This window comes from Marinilactibacillus sp. Marseille-P9653, assembly GCF_916618885.1.
Taxonomy (GTDB): domain Bacteria; phylum Bacillota; class Bacilli; order Lactobacillales; family Carnobacteriaceae_A; genus Marinilactibacillus.
Window position 1 is genome coordinate 690,995 of record NZ_CAKAKH010000001.1, and the last position, 19,929, is coordinate 710,923.

Annotated in this window: 19 protein-coding genes; 18 read left to right on the top strand and 1 reads right to left on the bottom strand. The window is 38.2% G+C overall.

All coding sequences use genetic code 11. The features are described 5' to 3' along the window. Positions 1-12 precede the first annotated feature (12 nt). The 14 genes from LG377_RS03445 to LG377_RS03510 all read left to right on the top strand — a co-directional run bounded on the left by LG377_RS03445 (position 13) and on the right by LG377_RS03510 (position 15,309). Complete coding sequence (locus tag LG377_RS03445) at positions 13-672, top strand: HD domain-containing protein (protein ID WP_225743311.1); 660 nt, start codon at positions 13-15, stop codon at positions 670-672. A gap of 156 nt (positions 673-828) precedes the next feature. Beyond that, a complete protein-coding gene (gene uvrA, locus LG377_RS03450; protein WP_225743312.1) occupies positions 829-3,687 on the top strand; it encodes an excinuclease ABC subunit UvrA in 2,859 nt (952 codons plus the stop codon). A 243-nt stretch (positions 3,688-3,930) separates the two neighbouring features. Next, positions 3,931-5,679 carry a daptomycin-sensing surface protein LiaX gene (gene liaX, locus LG377_RS03455; RefSeq protein ID WP_225743313.1) on the top strand — a complete coding sequence of 583 codons (1,749 nt, stop codon included), beginning with the start codon at positions 3,931-3,933 and terminating at the stop codon, positions 5,677-5,679. A gap of 30 nt (positions 5,680-5,709) precedes the next feature. Then, positions 5,710-6,015 (top strand): PspC domain-containing protein, encoded by a 306-nt coding sequence (locus LG377_RS03460; protein WP_225743314.1) that lies wholly within the window; start codon positions 5,710-5,712, stop codon positions 6,013-6,015. 2 nt (positions 6,016-6,017) lie between these two features. After that, positions 6,018-6,353: a phage holin family protein gene (locus tag LG377_RS03465; RefSeq protein WP_225743315.1), complete on the top strand. Its 336-nt coding sequence runs from the start codon at positions 6,018-6,020 to the stop codon at positions 6,351-6,353. Positions 6,354-6,624: 271 nt separating this feature from the next. Then, a complete protein-coding gene (gene hprK / locus LG377_RS03470; RefSeq protein ID WP_225743316.1) occupies positions 6,625-7,563 on the top strand; it encodes an HPr(Ser) kinase/phosphatase in 939 nt (312 codons plus the stop codon). 18 nt (positions 7,564-7,581) lie between these two features. Next, positions 7,582-8,454 carry a prolipoprotein diacylglyceryl transferase gene (lgt, locus tag LG377_RS03475; RefSeq protein WP_225743317.1) on the top strand — a complete coding sequence of 291 codons (873 nt, stop codon included), beginning with the start codon at positions 7,582-7,584 and terminating at the stop codon, positions 8,452-8,454. Between the two features lie 29 nt (positions 8,455-8,483). Further along, entirely contained in the window at positions 8,484-9,176 is a 693-nt protein-coding gene (gene ppaX / locus LG377_RS03480; protein WP_225743318.1) for a pyrophosphatase PpaX, read from the top strand. Further along, entirely contained in the window at positions 9,173-10,174 is a 1,002-nt protein-coding gene (locus LG377_RS03485; RefSeq protein ID WP_225743319.1) for an NAD(P)H-dependent glycerol-3-phosphate dehydrogenase, read from the top strand. The genes ppaX and LG377_RS03485 overlap by 4 nt, the downstream gene beginning before the upstream one ends. A gap of 142 nt (positions 10,175-10,316) precedes the next feature. Next, positions 10,317-11,255, top strand: coding sequence for a UTP--glucose-1-phosphate uridylyltransferase GalU (galU, locus tag LG377_RS03490; RefSeq protein WP_225743320.1), 939 nt, complete (start codon positions 10,317-10,319; stop codon positions 11,253-11,255). Positions 11,256-11,465: 210 nt separating this feature from the next. After that, entirely contained in the window at positions 11,466-11,903 is a 438-nt protein-coding gene (locus LG377_RS03495; protein ID WP_225743321.1) for a hypothetical protein, read from the top strand. Positions 11,904-11,990: 87 nt separating this feature from the next. After that, positions 11,991-12,944 carry a thioredoxin-disulfide reductase gene (trxB, locus tag LG377_RS03500; protein WP_225743322.1) on the top strand — a complete coding sequence of 318 codons (954 nt, stop codon included), beginning with the start codon at positions 11,991-11,993 and terminating at the stop codon, positions 12,942-12,944. A 234-nt stretch (positions 12,945-13,178) separates the two neighbouring features. Beyond that, entirely contained in the window at positions 13,179-14,912 is a 1,734-nt protein-coding gene (locus LG377_RS03505) for a phospho-sugar mutase (RefSeq protein ID WP_225743323.1), read from the top strand. Positions 14,913-15,114: 202 nt separating this feature from the next. Further along, positions 15,115-15,309 carry a DUF2892 domain-containing protein gene (locus LG377_RS03510; RefSeq protein ID WP_225743324.1) on the top strand — a complete coding sequence of 65 codons (195 nt, stop codon included), beginning with the start codon at positions 15,115-15,117 and terminating at the stop codon, positions 15,307-15,309. 63 nt (positions 15,310-15,372) lie between these two features. Here the strand turns inward: LG377_RS03510 and LG377_RS03515 are convergent, their stop codons facing one another. Next, entirely contained in the window at positions 15,373-15,741 is a 369-nt protein-coding gene (locus tag LG377_RS03515) for a helix-turn-helix domain-containing protein (RefSeq protein ID WP_225743325.1), read from the bottom strand. A 128-nt stretch (positions 15,742-15,869) separates the two neighbouring features. Here LG377_RS03515 and LG377_RS03520 point away from each other — a divergent pair, with 128 nt between their 5' ends. The 4 genes from LG377_RS03520 (at position 15,870) to yvcK (ending at position 19,901) form a co-directional block, all read left to right on the top strand. Then, a complete protein-coding gene (locus LG377_RS03520; protein WP_225743326.1) occupies positions 15,870-16,985 on the top strand; it encodes an S-(hydroxymethyl)glutathione dehydrogenase/class III alcohol dehydrogenase in 1,116 nt (371 codons plus the stop codon). 4 nt (positions 16,986-16,989) lie between these two features. Beyond that, positions 16,990-17,823: an S-formylglutathione hydrolase gene (gene fghA / locus LG377_RS03525; RefSeq protein WP_225743327.1), complete on the top strand. Its 834-nt coding sequence runs from the start codon at positions 16,990-16,992 to the stop codon at positions 17,821-17,823. Positions 17,824-18,003: 180 nt separating this feature from the next. Next, positions 18,004-18,891: an RNase adapter RapZ gene (gene rapZ, locus LG377_RS03530; RefSeq protein ID WP_225743328.1), complete on the top strand. Its 888-nt coding sequence runs from the start codon at positions 18,004-18,006 to the stop codon at positions 18,889-18,891. Next, positions 18,891-19,901, top strand: coding sequence for a uridine diphosphate-N-acetylglucosamine-binding protein YvcK (gene yvcK, locus LG377_RS03535; RefSeq protein ID WP_225744622.1), 1,011 nt, complete (start codon positions 18,891-18,893; stop codon positions 19,899-19,901). The genes rapZ and yvcK overlap by 1 nt, the downstream gene beginning before the upstream one ends. Positions 19,902-19,929 lie beyond the last annotated feature (28 nt).

Consider the following 19,929-nt stretch of genomic DNA (forward strand, 5'->3'; position numbering starts at 1 on the left):
AGAGATGATCAAATGGGAATGCATGAGTATTTTAAAAGTTTAAGTGATTTGGAAAAGATCAATCGTTGTCCAGGAAAATTCAAGTATGAAGAGCATTCTGTTGCAGCACACTCGTTCAAAGTGACGAAAATCGCGCAATTTCTCGGAACTGTAGAGGAGAAAGCTGGGAAAGAAGTAGATTGGCGCTCGCTTTATGAAAAAGCATTAAATCATGACTATACAGAGATTTTCATTGGAGATATTAAAACACCTGTTAAATATGCTGATCCTGATTTAAGAGAAAGATTGGCCACGGTAGAAGAAACAATGGCGCATCATTTTATAGATCAAGAGATTCCGAAAGAATTTCAAGAAGTTTACCGCAATCGATTCAAAGAAGGTAAAGATGATTCTTTAGAAGGCAAAATCTTATCTGTAGCCGATAAAGTCGATTTATTATATGAGTCTTTTGGTGAGATCCAAAAAGGGAATCCTGAATCCTTATTTACAGAGATTTACGAGGAATCTCTGGTCACTATTCTTGAGTTCAAAGAATTAGACAGTGTACAGTACTTGCTCAAGGAGATTTTACCCGATCTAATCAGTGGAGAATTCACGAATCAGGCAGAACTAGAACGAAGAACGAGTAAAATCTTAAAAGAACGAAATACAGAACAAACATTCGCTAATTAAGAACGTATGTGCTATAATGGACTAGAAAGAAGAGGTAAGGGAGCAATCCGCTTGCCTCTTCGTTTTGTGAATCATTAAAATATAAATAACCGTATAAGCCCCATTCAGAAAGTTGTTGAAGCAGGCTAGACTTTAGTAGAGGGAATGATTTGATAAATGAGTAACGATAAAATTGTAGTTCGTGGTGCACGTTCGCATAATCTCAAAGACATCGATGTAACGATACCACGTGATAAATTTGTTGTCATGACAGGTCTATCTGGTTCGGGAAAAAGTTCCCTAGCGTTTGATACGCTGTATGCTGAAGGTCAGCGTAGATACGTAGAATCTCTTTCAGCCTACGCGAGACAGTTTCTTGGGCAGATGGATAAACCAGATGTTGATAGTATTGATGGATTGAGTCCAGCTATTTCTATTGATCAAAAGACAACGAGTAACAATCCTAGGTCAACAGTTGGTACAGCTACAGAAATTAACGATTACATGAGATTGATGTATGCGCGTATTGGAACACCATTTTGTCCAAATGATGGTACAGAAATCTCAAGCCAATCAGTAGAACAAATGGTAGATCAGATTATGGACAGTCCTGAAAAAACAAAAATTCAAATTCTGGCTCCTATTATCAAAGGGAAAAAAGGTCAGCATAAAAAAGCGCTCGACAAGATTAAATCTCAAGGATTTGTTCGTTTAAGAGTCAATGGAGAAATGATGGATATTGGAGACGATATCGAACTTGAAAAAAACAAAAAACACACAATCGAAGTTGTTGTAGATAGAATCGTAATCAAAGAAGGTATACGCTCACGTCTATTCGAATCAGTAGAATCCGCTTTAGGATTGGCAGAAGGCTTTGTGATTGCTGATTTCATCGGAGATAGAGAAGAGTTATTCAGTGAACATTACGCTTGTCCGAAATGTGGATTTACACTGCCAAAAGTTGAACCTAGACTCTTTTCATTTAATGCGCCTTTTGGAGCTTGTTCTGCCTGTGACGGACTTGGAACAAATCTAGAAGTTGATTTGGATTTGGTTATACCGGATCAGTCTCTGTCTATAGATGACGGTGCGATTATACCTTGGAATCCAATTAGCTCGAATTATTATCCGCAGATGCTTTCACAAGCTTGTGAGCACTTTGGAATCAAAACAGATATTCCATTCGAAGAAATGCCTGAAGCAGACCGAGATATTGTATTAAATGGATCCAAAGATAAGAAATTCCATTTCCATTACAAAAACGACTTTGGTAGTGTCAGAGACACGATGATTCCCTTTGAAGGAATCTTACCGAATGTTGCTAGAAGATATAAAGAAACCAACAGTGATTTTACTAGAAATCAAATGCTTCAATATATGACCGAACTGGAATGTCCAGTTTGTAAAGGAAAAAGACTGAACAGAGAAGCGTTATCTGTAAAAGTGCTCGGAAAAGATATTGGAGACGTAAGTGGGTTTTCTATTGAAGAGGCACATAATTTCTTTGATAAAATGGATTTATCTTCTCGTAATACTACGATTGCTTTGCCTATTCAGAAAGAAATTCTTGATCGCTTGAGATTTTTAAAGAATGTTGGGTTAGATTACCTTACACTTAGTCGTAAAGCGGGAACCTTATCTGGTGGAGAAGCTCAGCGTATACGATTAGCGACTCAAATTGGATCGAATCTTTCTGGGGTATTATATATTCTTGATGAACCTTCAATTGGATTACATCAAAGAGACAATAATCGCCTGATTGATTCACTTAAAAATATGCGTGACCTAGGAAACACGCTGATTGTTGTTGAACACGATGAGGACACGATGCGTGCAGCAGATCACTTAATCGATATTGGTCCTGGTGCAGGAGAACACGGTGGAAACATCGTTGCAAGTGGAACACCTGAAGAAATCGAGAATAATAAAGACTCGTTAACGGGTGCTTACTTGTCGGGAGAGAAGTTTATCGCTGTTCCTGAAACCCGTCGCTCAGAAGATTTAGGAGCGATCGTGATTAAAGGTGCTAAGGAAAATAACTTGAAAAATGTGGATGTTACCTTTCCACTTGGACGATTTACTGCAGTGACTGGAGTATCAGGATCGGGTAAAAGTTCTCTGGTAAATGGTATCTTAAGAAAAGCTTTGTCTAGAGAAGTCGGACGTTCTAAAGTCAAACCTGGCTTGCACAAAAGCATCAGCGGATATGAAGATATTGAAAAAATTATTAATATCGACCAGAGCCCGATTGGACGGACGCCTAGAAGTAATCCGGCAACGTATACAAGTGTTTTTGATGACATCAGAGATTTATTCGCCAAAACAAATGAAGCGAAGATGCGCGGTTACAAAAAAGGCCGTTTTAGCTTTAACGTAAAAGGTGGACGCTGTGAAGCTTGTAAAGGGGACGGTATCTTGAAAATCGAGATGCACTTCCTTCCGGATGTATACGTACCTTGTGAAGTTTGTCATGGAACGAGATATAATTCAGAAACATTAGAAGTTAAGTACAAAGGTAAAAGTATTGCAGAAGTACTTGAGATGAACATTGAAGAAGCAGCAGAATTCTTCGAGAATGTACCGAAGATTTCAAGAAAAATGCAAACGATTATTGATGTAGGGTTAGGCTATATGACGCTTGGACAGCCAGCAACAACCTTATCTGGTGGAGAAGCTCAACGAATGAAACTAGCTAGTGAATTGCACAAAAGACAAAGTGGTCACAATTTCTATATTTTAGATGAGCCGACTACAGGTCTACATGCAGATGATATTTCTAGACTGATTGTCGTATTAGATCGACTTGTAGAAGCAGGTAATACTGTTTTAGTCATCGAACACAATCTGGATGTCATTAAAGTAGCAGATTACGTCATTGACCTTGGGCCAGAAGGTGGAGCAGGTGGCGGTACAATTCTTGCGACAGGTACACCAGAAGAGTTAGCAGAAGTAAAAGAAAGTTATACAGGGTACTATCTTAAAGAAGTACTCGATAAAGAAATCACACGTAAAGAAAAGCTCAAAAGTAAAAACTAAGTTGTTTGAAACCTTCAGAGGGTATCCTTTGGAGGTTTTTTAGTCTACTTGGTATGATTTGATTAAATAAAAATAACCCTCAAATATCAGTCGTAAGTCCTATGACTTTTTTTCTGATCTGTTGCATACTATAGATACGGGTAGAAGAAAACCTCTATTCTAATTGTAGTTAACAGAAAGTTAAAAATACTGTAATAACCAATTGACGACAAAGTAGTGAAGAATCGAATGGGAGGAAAAAACATGCAAGAGAGAGAACGTATTTTAGAATTAGTTAAAAGTGGTGTAATCTCAACTCAAGAAGGTTTAGATTTACTGGAGTCTTTAGTTAAAAAAGAAAACAAGAAAAATGAGTACAAAGAATTCGATCAAAATGATTCATTTAATGAAACAATGGACGAGGAAGAAGAAACCGAAGTTGTTTCTGCGGATGATCAAGAAACAGAAGATTCAGAAGAAGTCGAAAAAGCAGAACGCAATGTTGAATTAGAAAAAGAACTGGAAAGCTTAGCAACTGAAATCAATCAGTATTCTGTTGAACTGGATCAAGTAAACAATACTCTTTCAGAAACAAAAAGAACATTAGACAATAAAAAAGCAGAGCTTTATCACTTACAAGAAGGTTCCAAAGAAAGAAAGAGTCAAGAACGTTCAGAAATCGAAACGGACTTAAAGAACTTAGAAAAAGAACTATCATTGATTCAAAAAATTGATGAATTAGATAACACAGAAGCTGTCGCTGAATTAAAAGCTGATATCCAATCTAAACAGGACGCATTAACGGAATTAGAAGAAAGACAAGAGCCGGAAACAGCTGAAAGAATGCATACGCTAAGAGAAGAAATCAGCGAACTAGAAGTAACGTTTGAGAACGTACAGAAACAAAAAATTTCGGTCATGAAAAAACTTCACGCAACTAAAATGAAACAGTGGACCAATAAGGCCAAACAAGTTTCTGAAAAAATTGAAATTCCAGAAAACTGGAAAGACGAAGCATCTGAAACCCTTAATAAAGCAGGGAAGCAACTTGAAGTAAGTGGGAAAGAATTGGGTAAATTTATTCGTGAGTCTGTTTCTTCAACAATGAAGAGTGATACTGCGAAGTCTGTAAAAGGCTCATTCAATTCAGCTCTTGAGAATTTTGACTGGAAAGATATCAATATCAGAGTGCCTAAACTAGCTTCTACTAATTTTGAACATGAGTGGACATTTGAAAATACTACAGCAAGCATTTTAGACTTTAAATTAGCAAACGGTAAGCTTAAACTTAAAACAAGCTCAGATGACACAATCAAAGTTTCTGCAAAAGTTAAACTTTATGGTAAAATAGAGGAAGAAACTCCATTAGAAGCTTTCGAAGAACGTAGTCAAATCGAACTGGATGAAGATAAATTTGTCTTCCACGTTCCGAACAAACGTATAGAAGCAATCGTCACAATTTCTTTGCCTAAACGTGTTTATGATTACACTTCTATCAAGCTATTAAATGGTGACGTTCAATTTAAATCGTTTAAAGGTAAAGACGTATTTGTGAAATCTACGAATGGAAATATGACGTTCAAAGATACGAACGCGGTTATGTTAGAAGTTAAAGGAACAAACGGAACGGTTCAAGTTCAAGACTCTGAGATTAGAGATTTCCTTGTCAGCACAGTCAGTGGTTCAATCGTATTTAACGGAGCACCGTTAAGTGCCGACGTATCCACTACTAACGGAGAAGTTAAATTGACGTTGAACAACAAAGAAATGACACGTATCAAAGCAAGTTCTGTGAACGGAAGCGTTAAAATAGCTATTCCAAAAGAACTAGATATCGAAGGCGAAGCAAAAACAGTCTTTGGAGTAGTGAAATCAAGATTATCTGATATTGATGTACAGTCAAAACAAGATACAAAACTTAAATTCAATCGAATCAGACAAGGAAAAGCACTTCAACTGACAGCTCAGACGACTTCTGGAAATATTCTTTTGAAAGATACAGACAAAGCATAAATTCAATTAAATTAAAGGTGGTTCAGTACAATGGGAAATTTAAGAAAATCTAAAGAGAATTCGGTGATTTTCGGAGTCTTGGGCGGCATAGGAGAATATTTTAATGTTGACCCAGTACTTCTACGCGTCATCGTAGTTGTCGCAACTTTTGCAGGAGTAGGTTTAACTGTTCCGTTATATCTGTTTGCTGCATTGCTAATGCCTGATGGTAAAAGTTCTAAAAAATCAGGAACGTACCATACATTTAATGATCGTCCTAATCCGTTCTCTGGCGCTAAACCGTCACAGAGAAAAGAAGCTGAAAAAGTGGACGAGGATGACTGGAGTGACTTTTAATTATGAAATGGTGGCAAAAAATTCTTGCTAACACAATTATATTTCTAGCGTTAGCTGGATTTCTGGATGGGTTTAGAATCGCGACTTGGGAAACGGCTTTAATTGCAGCTGTAGTTTTTGCTGGATTGAATTTATTCGTTAAACCTGTTCTAGTGATTCTATCCCTTCCAATCACTTTTTTGACGCTGGGACTTTTTTACTTCGTGATTAATGGTTTGATGCTTTGGTTTACTGCATCATTGGTGAGTGGATTCGAATTTAGCTCTTTCGGTATGTCGCTGATTGTTGCCTTAATCGTATCTGCATTAAATGCATTTTTCAGCAGCGGTTATGAGTAAAAAGACGAGCTTCAAGAGACAAAATAAATTAAATGTAACCTTCAGAGTCAGTACTTTAGCTGATTCTGAAGGTTTTTTTATTGTATGAATATGTATCATTCTCTTGATTTATTCACTATAAACCGTACATCAATTGTGATATGATGTAAGTGCTTATTCATTTTATAAGTAAAGATAGATTCATTTTAAAAGTATATAAATCTTATAAAATCATGGTTCGATGCAAAAGGTTTTTTAATATAAGCATTCAATCTAAGTAAAGGAGCTTAACATGGCGAATACAGTTACAATAAAACAACTAGTTGAAGCAATGAGTGATATTCATGTCATCGTTGGAGAAGAGAACCTTGAACGAAAAATCACGATTAGTGATTTATCTAGACCAGCACTGGAACTTACGGGATATTTTAGTTTTTATCCTCAAAATAGAATACAGTTATTAGGTAGAACAGAATTATCCTTTGTTGAGCGTATGACAAGTGACGAGCGCTATATCATTATGAAAAGAATGTGCCAAGGAGATACTCCGGCATTCTTAGTTTCAAGAAACCAGGAACCACCAAAAGAATTAATCAAGGCAGCTTCAGAAAAAGGGATTCCTGTTCTAGTATCTACTAGACCGACAACGAGACTTTCTTCTAACGTTACAAACTTTTTGGAAGAACGACTGGCAGAAAGAATTTCTCAACACGGTGTATTGGTAGATATCTACGGTATGGGCGTGTTAATTATTGGAGATTCTGGAATCGGTAAATCAGAGACCGCTTTGGAACTGGTTCAGCGAGGGCATCGCTTAGTTGCTGACGACCGTGTTGAACTTTACATGATGGATGAAAATCGTATTATTGGTGAGCCACCTGAAATTCTGCGTAATCTAATTGAAATTCGTGGGATTGGAGTCATTGATGTCGTGAATTTATTTGGTGTTGGATCGATCCGTTCGAGCAAGACTGTAGATTTGGTCATGAATTTAGAGCATTGGGATCGCAACCGTCAGTACGATAGACTAGGGAATAATCTTGAAAATATGAGGTTCTTCAACGTGGACGTACCTAGGTTATCTATTCCCGTTCGTATCGGTCGAAATCTATCAATTATTATTGAGATTGCTGCAATGAATATCCGAGCGAAACAAATGGGATATGATGCTACCGAAACATTTGAACGTAATTTAGGACAGTTGATCAAGAAAAATTCGCAGGATATATAGTATGGAGGATTCAATGTTATGAACGTTAGTTTAGGAGCGATTGATCCGATTGCTTTTCAATTTGGACCATTAAGAGTTGCCTGGTATGGAATTATTATTGTATTCGGTATGTTCGTTGCCGTCTGGTTGAGTATCAAAGAAGGTGAAAAAAGAGGAATCGAAGAAGACTTTATAGTAGATTTGGCTTTTCGAATCATTCCAGCTGGTCTGATTGGCGCGCGGCTATACTATGTGCTCTTTGAGCTGGATGTTTACCTTCAGGATCCTATTCGTATCTTCTATATATGGGAAGGCGGTATTGCAATCTACGGCGGATTGTTAGCAGGATTTGCAACGCTCGTTTGGTATACCAAAAAGAAAGATATAGCTGTATGGCTTTTACTAGATGTGCTAGCGCCTCATGTTATGATTGCTCAAGCAATTGGCCGTTGGGGAAATTTTGTGAATCAAGAAGCCCATGGTGGAGAAGTTGCGCGGTCGTTTTTAGAACGATTGATGTTACCGAATTTCATCATTGAACAAATGAACATACAAGGTACGTATTACCATCCAACCTTCCTATATGAATCGTTATGGAACCTAGTCGGTTTTATTATCTTGATGGTTGTCCGTAGTAAAGAGGGGGTTCTCAGAAGAGGGGAAACTGCCCTAGGATATGTAACTTGGTATAGTCTGGGTCGTATCTGGATAGAAGGTATGCGGACAGATAGTTTGTATATCGGACCTTTACGTGTCTCTCAAGTCCTTTCTGGGGTCTTACTCGTTATTGCAGTATCACTGATTCTTTACAGAAGATTCTATGTGTATCCAACACCACCTTATTACACAGAAGGTATGCTACCTGAAAGAACTTTTGCAGAAAAAAAGAAAAAATCTAAATTTAAAAAATAAAGAGATAGTAGCTTAGAAAGGACATTATTTTGGAATATACAGCAGCATTATTTGATTTCGATGGCACGCTGGCCAACTCGAACGAGTTGATCAACCGTACACACCTAACGATTTTAGAAGAACTTTTTCCAGGGAAATATACACTTGATTCGGTTCGACAATTCAACGGACCATCCCTTACAGAGGTCTATGGAACATTAATTCCCGACCGAACAGAAGAAATTATTGAACGTTACCGTGCACTGAATTCTGATCTGCACGATGGTATGATTTCTTTATTCGATGGGGTTTTTGAGGAATTGAAACAGTTGAAAAAAAGCGGTGTGAAATTAGCAGTTGTATCAACTAAACGTAATGATATGATTGAAAGAGGTATTGAAGTCCTGGGTCTACAAGGATTATTTGATATCGTTATTGGATCAGATTCCTACATGCATTTTAAGCCAAATCCTGAACCCGTATATAGAGCTCTTGCAGCATTAAATGTTCATCATAATCAAGCGATTATGATTGGCGATAACAATCATGACATCGAAGCTGCCACAAATGCAGGGATTCCAAGTGTATTTGTCGAATGGTCTCAAAAAACCACTGAAGAGATGGCACCGTATAATCCAACTTACAGCGTGAAGAGTATGTCAGAACTAACAGAATTGATTTTAGGGAGCTCGAAAGAGCAACTGGATACGACTAGTGAGTTAGAGGGGGCGCCTAAACAGTGAACACAAAAGTAGCTGTTTTAGGAGCTGGGTCATGGGGGACAGCTTTATCTAAAGTTCTTCTAGAAAATGGACATCAGGTAAACCTGTGGAGTCGCAATCAAACTCAAGTTGATGAAATAAACGAACATCATACCAATCAGTCTTACCTTCCAGATTCAACGTTACCTGAAAATTTAAAAGCAACAACAGATCTTAAGTTGGTAGTAGAAGCAGCAGACGTTATCGTTTTTGTTGTACCTACAAAGGCGATTAGAGGATTAGCTGAACAAGTCAATGACTTTATCAGTAGTCCAAAGCTCATCGTTCATGCATCAAAAGGACTGGAACAAGCATCTCACAAAAGGATCTCTACCATACTAGAAGAAGAGGTTTCTTTTGTGAATAGAATGGCAGTCGTTGCTCTATCTGGACCAAGTCATGCTGAAGAAGTTATGGCAGAAGATTTAACGACAATAATAGCAGCATGTGAAGACGAACAGAGCGCAAGAACGGTGCAAACCTTATTTTTAAATGACTATTTCAGAGTGTATACAAACCGAGATATAATAGGTGTTGAAATTGGTGCGGCACTAAAAAACATCATAGCTGTAGGAGCCGGAGCAATTGCCGGAATGGGTTTTGGAGATAATGCTAAGGCTGCATTGGTCACACGAGGGCTTGCAGAAATCACTAGATTAGGTGTCGCGATGGGAGCTGAACCTTTGACCTTTATGGGACTTAGCGGTGTCGGTGACTTGATTGTAACCTGTACAAGTCCACATTCCAGAAACTGGAGAGCTGGAAATTTACTCGGAAAAGGACAGCAAGTAGAGACGATTTTAAATGAAATGGGTATGGTCGTTGAAGGGATTTCGACTACAAAAGCTGCCTACGAACTTGCTCAAGAGTATAAAATCGATATGCCAATCACAGAAGCCATCTATAAAGTAGTTTATAGTGACGCAGAAGTAAAATATGTTATACTGAATTTAATGCAACGAGAAGGGAAATCAGAATAATCTCTGATCCCCCCGTTTAGTGCACAATGTAAGTGAATGTAGTATTTAAAAGATTCAAATGTAGGAGGAGGGCGAGAGCCTTTCTACATAATTTTGTTATATGAAGGAGAACAGTATGAAAAGGGAAAAGGAGAAGAAAGAAATGAAAAAAGTTAGAAAAGCGATTATTCCTGCAGCAGGATATGGAACACGTTTTCTTCCAGCTACTAAGGCAATGCCAAAAGAAATGATTCCAATCGTGGACAAACCAACGATTCAGTTTATCGTTGAAGAAGCAATTGCTTCAGGAATTGAAGATATCCTGATCATTACCGGAAAGCTTAAACGTCCAATCGAAGATCACTTCGATTCTAACCCTGAACTTGAAGAAAGCCTTAAAGCTAAAGGGAAGCATGACTTGTTGAAACTCGTGGAAGAAACAACTGGTTTGAACTTGTACTTCGCTAGACAATCTTATCCACTAGGACTAGGACATGCGGTTCTTCAAGCGAAAGCATTTGTTGGAGATGAGCCTTTCGTAGTCATGCTTGGAGACGATATCATGGCTGACGAAGTTCCGTTGACTAAGCAACTCATTGAAGGTTACGAAAAAACACATGCATCTAATATTGCTGTTATGCGTGTGCCACACGAAGAGACTTCTAGTTACGGAATCATTGATCCTGAAGCGGAAGCTGAAGAAGGTCTTTACAATGTTCGTAAATTTGTAGAGAAACCTCAACCAGAAGATGCTCCAAGTGACTTAGCGATTATTGGTCGTTACCTGTTGACGCCGCAAATCTTTGATCTACTTGAAAAACAAGAGCCAGGTGTTGGTGGAGAAATCCAACTGACAGATGCAATTGATGCGTTGAACAAGACACAACGCGTTTTTGCAAAAGAATTTAAAGGTGATCGTTTTGATGTCGGCGATAAATTCGGTTTCTTGAAAACAACGATTCAGTATGGTCTGACACATCCACAAGTTAAAGATAACTTGAGAAACTATATTGTTGAATTAGCAAAAGAGTTGGAAAATGGTGGCGGCGAAACAAAAATGGATGCTGAGTCACATGAATTAGAAGATAAAAAATCAAAATAATCTTAATTGAAACATTGCCTGCTCGATGAAGCAGGCAGTGTTTTTTATACGAAAATAAATCGATAGATTTAAAATAATTGTATATCTGATATACTAGATGTATCTAAAAATCGTCAATAGGACATTTTCAGATACATCTATTTACAATCAGTTGCAAAAGTTATACCATTGAAAGAGTTGCTTTAATTGTTGACGAGGGGAGTATCTTGTATGAAGCAAGCAGATGAACACCAGATTATTTCACTTATTCCCAATGCCAGAACGTATTATGGGCGAGCAATGATCGCATACGAAAAGAAAGATTTAAAAAAAGCTGAACAACATTTTAAAACCGGACTCAGTCTTGCGGAAAACAAAGATGAAAGAATATTTGGGAAAGTACAGTTAGCTTTGATTTACCAGCATTCTTTCAGATTCGAAGAATCTATTGCCGTACTCAACGAAGTCTTGGAAAAAGAATCCGAAAAGTATTATGATGTTTACTTCTTTCAAGCAACGAACTACATTCATCTCAATGATTATAAAACAGCAGAAGCTATGCTAGATGTGTACAGAGCTTCTAGACAGAATGGAACCTATTCTGATGAAGCGGATGAAATGAAGAAAATGATTGAACAACAAATGACAGAAAATCATCATAAAGATTAAAACTTACTAAAAGTAAGTCTGTGTAGTGGAATAAAAGACTCAATATCTACTATAATAGGTATAAGAACAAGTGAGAGGGGCTCTCTAATGGAAATTGTTGAAAAAATATATGATGTTATTGTTATCGGCGCTGGTCCTGGAGGATTAACTGCTGGACTTTATGCTTCACGTTCTAATCTATCAACTTTGATGTTAGATCGTGGACTACCGGGCGGACAAATGAACAATTATGCTGAAATTGAAAATTATTCTGGATTCAGCAGTATTCAAGGACCTGATTTGTCGACTAAAATGTATGAGGGTGCCATTCAGTTCGGAGCTGAATACGCTTATGGAGATGTTCAGGAAATCATCAATGGTGAAGAATACAAGGAAATCGTTACAACAAGCAAGACTTTCCGTACACGTTCGATCATTTTGGCTACCGGTGCTGAGCATAAAAAGCTTGGTGTTACTGGAGAAGCAGAATTCAACGGTAGAGGCGTATCATACTGCGCGGTCTGTGATGGAGCATTCTTTAAAGGAAAACATGTTGTTGTTGCCGGTGGAGGAGATTCAGCTGTTGAAGAAGGAACTTATTTGACTCAATTTGCAAGCAAAGTGACCATTGTTCACAGAAGAGATTCTCTTCGTGCACAAAAAATCTTGCAAGATAGAGCGTTTAAAAATGAAAAAGTGGATTTTGTATGGGACTCAGTTATTGAAGAAATCGAAGGGGACCAAGCTGTAAGTGGCGTCCGTATTCGCAATCTTAAAACTGGAGAGGTTTCTACTCTTGAAGCAGAAGGTACGTTTATCTATATCGGGATCTTGCCTAACTCTGATCAATTCCGTTCTTTAGGCATTACAGATGAAGAAGGATGGATCGAAACAGATGAAAACATGGAAACAAAGGTACCAGGTGTTTTTGCTATTGGTGACGTTCGTAAAACGGTCTTACGTCAAGTAGCTACAGCCGTTGGAGATGGATCTATTGCCGGAAATGCTGCATATCAATATCTTGAAGACCTTAAAGAACAACTTGAAAAAACACATGCATAAATCACATACATTTTAAAGATTCATTATCAAACAGCCTAAAAGTACAGAAACAGTGGTCGACGACAGTCGCGCCTGCTATTTCTGTACTTTTTTGTATTGTTAAATACGATACAAACTAGTATAATGAAAGTTGTTATGAAAGCCTTTTATGTCAATATCATGCATAATATAAACAAAAATGGTACAATTATATCAATATAAAAATAAAAATGACTAAAAAGAGAGGTTTTAAAAATGAGCTGGCAGGAGACTTATACTACTTGGAAAAACTATACTGAACTAGATTCCGATATACTGAAAGATTTGGAAAAAAATGAGCAGGATGAATCGAAACTAGAAGATGCTTTCTATGCACCTTTAGAGTTTGGTACAGCAGGTATGAGAGGGATCATCGGAGCAGGAATCAACCGTATGAACATATATACTGTTCGTCAAGCAACTGAAGGACTTGCATTGTTTATTGAAAAAGAACAAGGCGAAGAGGCTAAAAAGCGTGGCGTTGCGATTGCGTATGATTCTCGTCATATGTCCAGAGAATTCGCATTTGAATCAGCAAAAACACTAGGTGCACATGGAATCAAGGCTTATGTATTCGAAAGTCTTCGTCCAACACCTGAGCTTTCATTTGCCGTTCGTCATCTTCAAGCTGCTGCCGGAATTATGATCACTGCTAGTCACAACCCTCCTGAATATAATGGATATAAAGTATATGGAGAAGACGGTGGACAATTACCGCCTAAAGAAGCAGATGCATTGACTTCACTTGTTAGAAGTGTAGAAGATGTTTTGTCTATTGAAGTAGCAGATGAACAAGAAATCGCAGATTCGGGATTGCTGGAAATCATAGGAGATAATGTTGATAAAGCATACTTAGAAGCTATGAAGACCGTAACGATCGATCCTAATTTGATTGAAAGAGTCGCGAAAGATCTAATAATCGTCTTCACGCCACTTCATGGTACAGGAAAGATGATTGGGGAAAAATCATTAAAACAAGCGGGATTCCGCAATGTGCACTTAGTTTCAGCACAAGCCGAACCAGATCCTGAGTTTTCAACGGTTAAATCACCGAATCCTGAAGATCCGGCAGCTTTTGAAATGGCGATTGAATTAGGCTGTGAAGTAGATGCAGACCTTCTAATCGCAACTGACCCAGATGCAGACCGTTTGGGGATGGCTGTTAGAACAGCAAAAGGACAATATGAAGTTCTTTCTGGTAACCAAATTGCCAGTTTGATGCTAGATTATATATTGAAAGCACACCGTAAAACAGGGATTTTACCTCAAAACAGTGTGATTTTGAAATCAATCGTATCTAGTGATTTACCTAAAGCCATTGCTGAGAAAAATGGTGTAAGAACGATTGATGTCCTAACAGGATTCAAGTTTATCGCCGAAAAGATCAAGCATTTTGAAAACGATCAGTCTAATACGTTTATGTTTGGTTTTGAGGAAAGTTACGGCTATCTTATTCAACCATTCGTACGCGATAAAGATGCCATGCAAGCTCTTATTTTGTGTGCTGAAATGGCTGCATACCATAAAGAACTTGGATATAGCTGTTTTGATGCACTTCAAGATCTTTATCACGAGCATGGACACTATAAAGAAAAAACCATTTCAATCACAATGGATGGCATTCAAGGTGCTCAAAAAATCAATGACTTGATGGATTCACTCAGAAATGATTCTCCAACTAGCTTTGGAAAAATCAAGATTCAAGAAATAGAAGATTTCAAAACAAGTAAACGTACAAACTGTGACGGAGAAGTAGAGACAATCGATATGCCTTCAGCAGATGTGCTGAAATATCGATTAGTCGATTCTAGCTGGATTGCAGCGCGTCCGTCAGGTACAGAACCAAAAATCAAGTTCTATATCGCTGCCTTTGATGATTCAGGAGTAGCCGTCGAAGAAAAAATCGAATCTTTTGAAAAAGCGATTCAATCTATTGTAGACGGTCAGTAAACTTACAACTTAACCCCCTAGCGTACTCTGTTAAAGAATCAGAGTACGCTAGGTTTTTTTTGTTGAATAAAGTCAGCTCACTTAAAGTACAAGAAGTTAAATGTAAATAAATGAGAATGACTTGAGGGGTATTTCTTTTGGAATAACCACAAGTCTTTTATAATTAACGTATAGCCCTACAAGAATGAAAGGAAGTGAACTTATGGACAAGAATGTTGGAGAAATGGAAAGTATTGCCCGCATCGTATTTGGAGCAGCGCTAGTCCCTAACTTGATTTTCACAAAAGGTATTGGGAAAGTATTAGGAATTATTGGTATTGGATTGCTTGCATCAGGTAAAACTCAAAAGTGCAGTATGTATCAAGCAATGGGTAGAAGTACCTATGACGGTAAATAATCATCTAAACTGTTTACCTTAATAAAGATAAAAGCATGAAAAAGCCAGGCAGAAACCGCTGATTTAGGGTCTGTCTGGTTTTTCAGTTGTAAGAGTATCTGCTTCAAGGAAATCAGCATAATTGTCTCCCCAAGAGCAGATGGCGGATACTACGGGCTCTAGAGAACGTCCGATATCAGTCAGTGTGTAATCGACTTTTGGTGGAACTACAGGGTAGATGGTCCGATAAATAATTTGGTCTTCTTCCAGTTCCCGTAACTGGCGGATCAGCATTCGCTGGTTGATGTCAGGAAATGTTTTCTGGAGTTCACTTAACCGTAAAGAAGGTTGGTTCAAAAGTGCCCAGATCAGACTGATTTTCCATCTACCGCCTACAACCGATAAAGCAAGGTCTTTGCTAGAAGGAAATGATTTATTTTTATATTCTATCATGTGATTGAATCCTTTCTACTTAGGAAATTGGTGTAGTGACAAAAATGTCAGTATTCACATTGAATGTATTATACAATACAATTAGACGGAACGATATAAAAGAAATAGAGAGAAAGAGGGTATTCACTATGAAAAGTAAAGCAGCCGTAGCGTTCGGTCCAGGAGAACCACTTAAAATCGTAGAATTAGATGTTGAAGAACCAAAAGCAAATGAGGTTATGGTCAAGATTCTTTACACCTCCGTTTGTCATACAGATGCTTTTACATTGTCTGGACAAGATCCAGAAGGGATTTTCCCTTCAGTTCTTGGACATGAGGGTGCCGGAGAAGTTGTTTCTGTAGGAGAAAATGTTACTTCTGTAAAACCAGGGGATCACGTTATTCCACTTTACACGCCTGAATGTGGAAAATGTAAATTCTGTCTTTCAGGTAAAACAAACTTGTGTGGAGCCGTTCGCGAAACTCAAGGAAAAGGTTTGATGCCGGATGGTACAACGCGTTTTTCATATAATGGAGAACCTGTTTATCACTACATGGGAACAAGTACCTTTAGTGAATACACAGTTGTGAATGAAATCAATTTAGTTAAAGTAGATGAACAAGCGCCGTTAGACAAAGTTTGTTTATTCGGTTGTGGGGTTACAACGGGTATCGGTGCTGTAGAGAAAACAGCTCAAGTAGAAGAAGACGCCGTAACAGCTGTATTTGGTTTAGGCGCAATAGGACTTGCAGTTATTCAAGGACTTAAAAAGGCTGACGCAAAACGCATTATCGCTATTGATATGAACCCAGATAAGTGGTCACTGGCAAAAGAAATGGGCGCAACGGACTTTATTAATCCATCTGACCATGATAGACCGATTCAAGAAGTCATCGTTGAAATGACTGACGGTGGAGTAGACTATAGTTTCGAGTGTATCGGAAACGTAGAAGTAATGAAATCTGCCCTAGAAGCTTGCCACAAAGGCTGGGGCGAAAGTATCATCATCGGGGTTGCCGGTGCTGGACAAGAAATTCATACCCGTCCATTCCAACTTGTAACCGGAAGAGTCTGGAAAGGTTCTGCCTTTGGTGGCGTTAAAGGACGTTCTGAGTTACCAGGTATGGTTGATGATTATATGAATGGAGACATTGATTTAGATTCGTTTATTACCCATCATCTGAAATTCAGTGAAATTAATGAAGCCTTTGAGTTACTTCACAAAGGAGAATCTATCCGTACAATTCTGACATATGGAGAGTGATTGAATGACTATCGAACTTCTTGAAACACATAAAGTCTTTAAAGGTGAACAGCGCAAATACAGCCATTATTCTTCAGTTCTGAACTGTGATATGGTATTCAGCTTGTATTTGCCTGAATCTTCTGAAAAACAGCCTACTTCATTGATCTGGTGGTTATCTGGACTAACCTGTACGGATGACAACTTCAGTCAAAAAAGTGGTTTTCAAAAAGCCGCTTCTGATCAAGCTGTTGCAGTGGTTATTCCGGATACTTCTCCAAGAGGGGAAGACGTTCCAGATGAAGACCAATACGATCTAGGTAAAGGCGCAGGGTTTTTTATCAATGCTACACAAGAACCATGGGCAAAACATTATCAGATGTATGCTTATCTTACAGAAGAATTGCCAGAAATCGTACATCAGTTGATTCCTGATTTTTCTGGAAGAGAAAGTATTATGGGACACTCGATGGGTGGCCATGGTGCATTGGTACTGGGATTGAAAGAGCCACAACGATTTAAAGCGATATCGGCCTTTGCGCCAATCATGACACCTAGTGAGGTGCCATGGGGCAAACAAGCCTTCACAGCGTATCTTGGGACAGATGAAGCGTCTTGGAAAGAGTGGGACGCGACGTATTTAATCCAGCAAGTTGAGCAAGCACCTCCTCTACTGATCACTCAAGGAACGAATGATCAGTTTTACGAGGAGCAGTTAAAGGAAGATACTTTCTTGAAAGCTGCAGAAGGTAAAACGGTTCAGTATCAAGCGGAGCTCGGTTATGATCATAGTTATTTTACGATTGCGACATTTATCAAAAAACATATTCAATTTCATATAAATGAATTGAATAAATAACTATTCAACATCTAAAGAAGCAGTTGGCATACATTCCAGTATGCTGTCTGCTTCTTTTTAATCCTTTTCAGAATAATTTTGCTAGACTGTATACATGACACACCCGGAATGTTATAATAAATAGAATGAGTCATTTTAATTTACTGATAAAAAGGAACAAACAAAAGGGAGTGCTGGCAAGTGGCAGAAAATATCGAGCTCGTAGTCATTACGGGTATGAGTGGCGCAGGTAAGACTGTAGCAATGCAAAGTTTTGAAGATATGGGCTATTACTGTGTAGATAATATGCCGCCGAATTTACTTCCGACATTTTGGGATTTAGTCAGAGAGTCAGGGCAATTTTCAAAAATCGCTCTAGTTATGGATCTAAGAATGAGAGACTTTTTTGATCAAATGAAAGAAACAATATTTAAAGTGGAAAATAGTCCGCATATTACGACTCGAATCCTATATTTGGAAGCAACGGAAAAAGAACTGGTTTCTCGTTACAAAGAAACGCGTCGATCACATCCTTTAGCAACAAGTGGACGAACGATTGATGGCATTAGAAAAGAACGTCAATTACTTGAAGACATTAAAACAAGGGCGCAAGTTGTCATTGATACATCAGATTTGACGCCGAGACAATTAAGAGAAGAATTAATTAGTAATTTTAAAACAAAAGAAAAAGAAATGTTTAGAGTGGAAATGGTGTCTTTTGGTTTCAAATATGGACTTCCAATTGATGCTGACGTAGTAATGGACGTCCGTTTTCTACCGAACCCGCACTACATTGAAGAACTGAGACCTCAAACAGGATTAGACAAAAAAGTCTATGACTATGTGATGCAACAACCCGAAACAGAACCTTTCTACAAGAAATTTGCTGAATTACTAGATTATTCGCTTCCTGGATATAAAAGAGAAGGAAAGAGTAGTGTTACGATCGCAATAGGCTGTACAGGTGGGAAACACCGTTCAGTTGCACTTGCTGAAAGGCTCGGACATAAAATTCAGGCTGATGGATATCTGGTCAATATCACTCATCGGGATAAAGATAAGACAAAGGAGTCTACCGTTCGATCATGATGAATTCAAAACAGAAAAAAAGACGACCAAAGATCGTCGTGATTGGTGGAGGAACAGGGCTGCCGGTCGTTTTAAAAAGTTTAAAAGAAAAAGATGCCGATGTCACAGCGGTTGTGACTGTCGCAGATGATGGAGGAAGCAGTGGTGCATTGCGTGAGAGCATCAATGCTGTTCCACCAGGTGATTTAAGAAATGTCCTAATCGCTTTGTCTGAAATCCCGGAAACATTTAAAGAGATTTTCCAATACCGCTTTAAAACAGATGACGAAACACTCGCAGGTCATTCAATTGGAAATCTGATTATTTCTGCAACAGCAGACATGAAAGGTAATATTTATGAAGCGATTCAGTTACTTGCTAAAATGATGCAGGTAAAAGGGCATGTGTATCCAGCAGCAGAAGAACCTTTAATTTTGAATGCAAGGTATGTGGATGGTTCTACTGAAAAAGGAGAATCGAAAATTGCTAAAGAAGGTAAAATGATTGACTACGTGGCGCTTTCTTGTGTAGGAGAAGCACACCCGATTATGGCAAGCCGTAAAGTAGTCTCTGCTATTATGGATGCGGATATGGTCGTTTTAGGGCCCGGAAGCTTGTTTACCAGTATCCTACCCAATTTGATGATTCCAGATCTTGGAGAAGCTGTTATGAATACAGAAGCCAAAGTGGTTTATATCTGTAATATCATGACCCAGCTTGGAGAAACGGAGAATCTTTCTGATGCAGAACATATTCAAGTATTGCATAGACATTTAGGGAAGAAATTTGTGGATATTGCTTTAGCAAATATTGGCAAAGTGCCCGATGAATATGTTGAAGACATTCAATCCACAGAAAATCTACTTCAAGTGGAGCATGATTTCAAGAGTATGCAAAAAGAAGTTCCGATTATTATTTCGGATGATTTTTTGGAGTATAGAAACAAAGGCGTTTATCACAATGGTGAAAAAGTAGCAGAAGAAATCTTTAGGACAGCATTTAATGCACAAAGAACTTTTCTGAAGTTTTAACCGTAGATGATGGAGTTGGTAAGAGAGG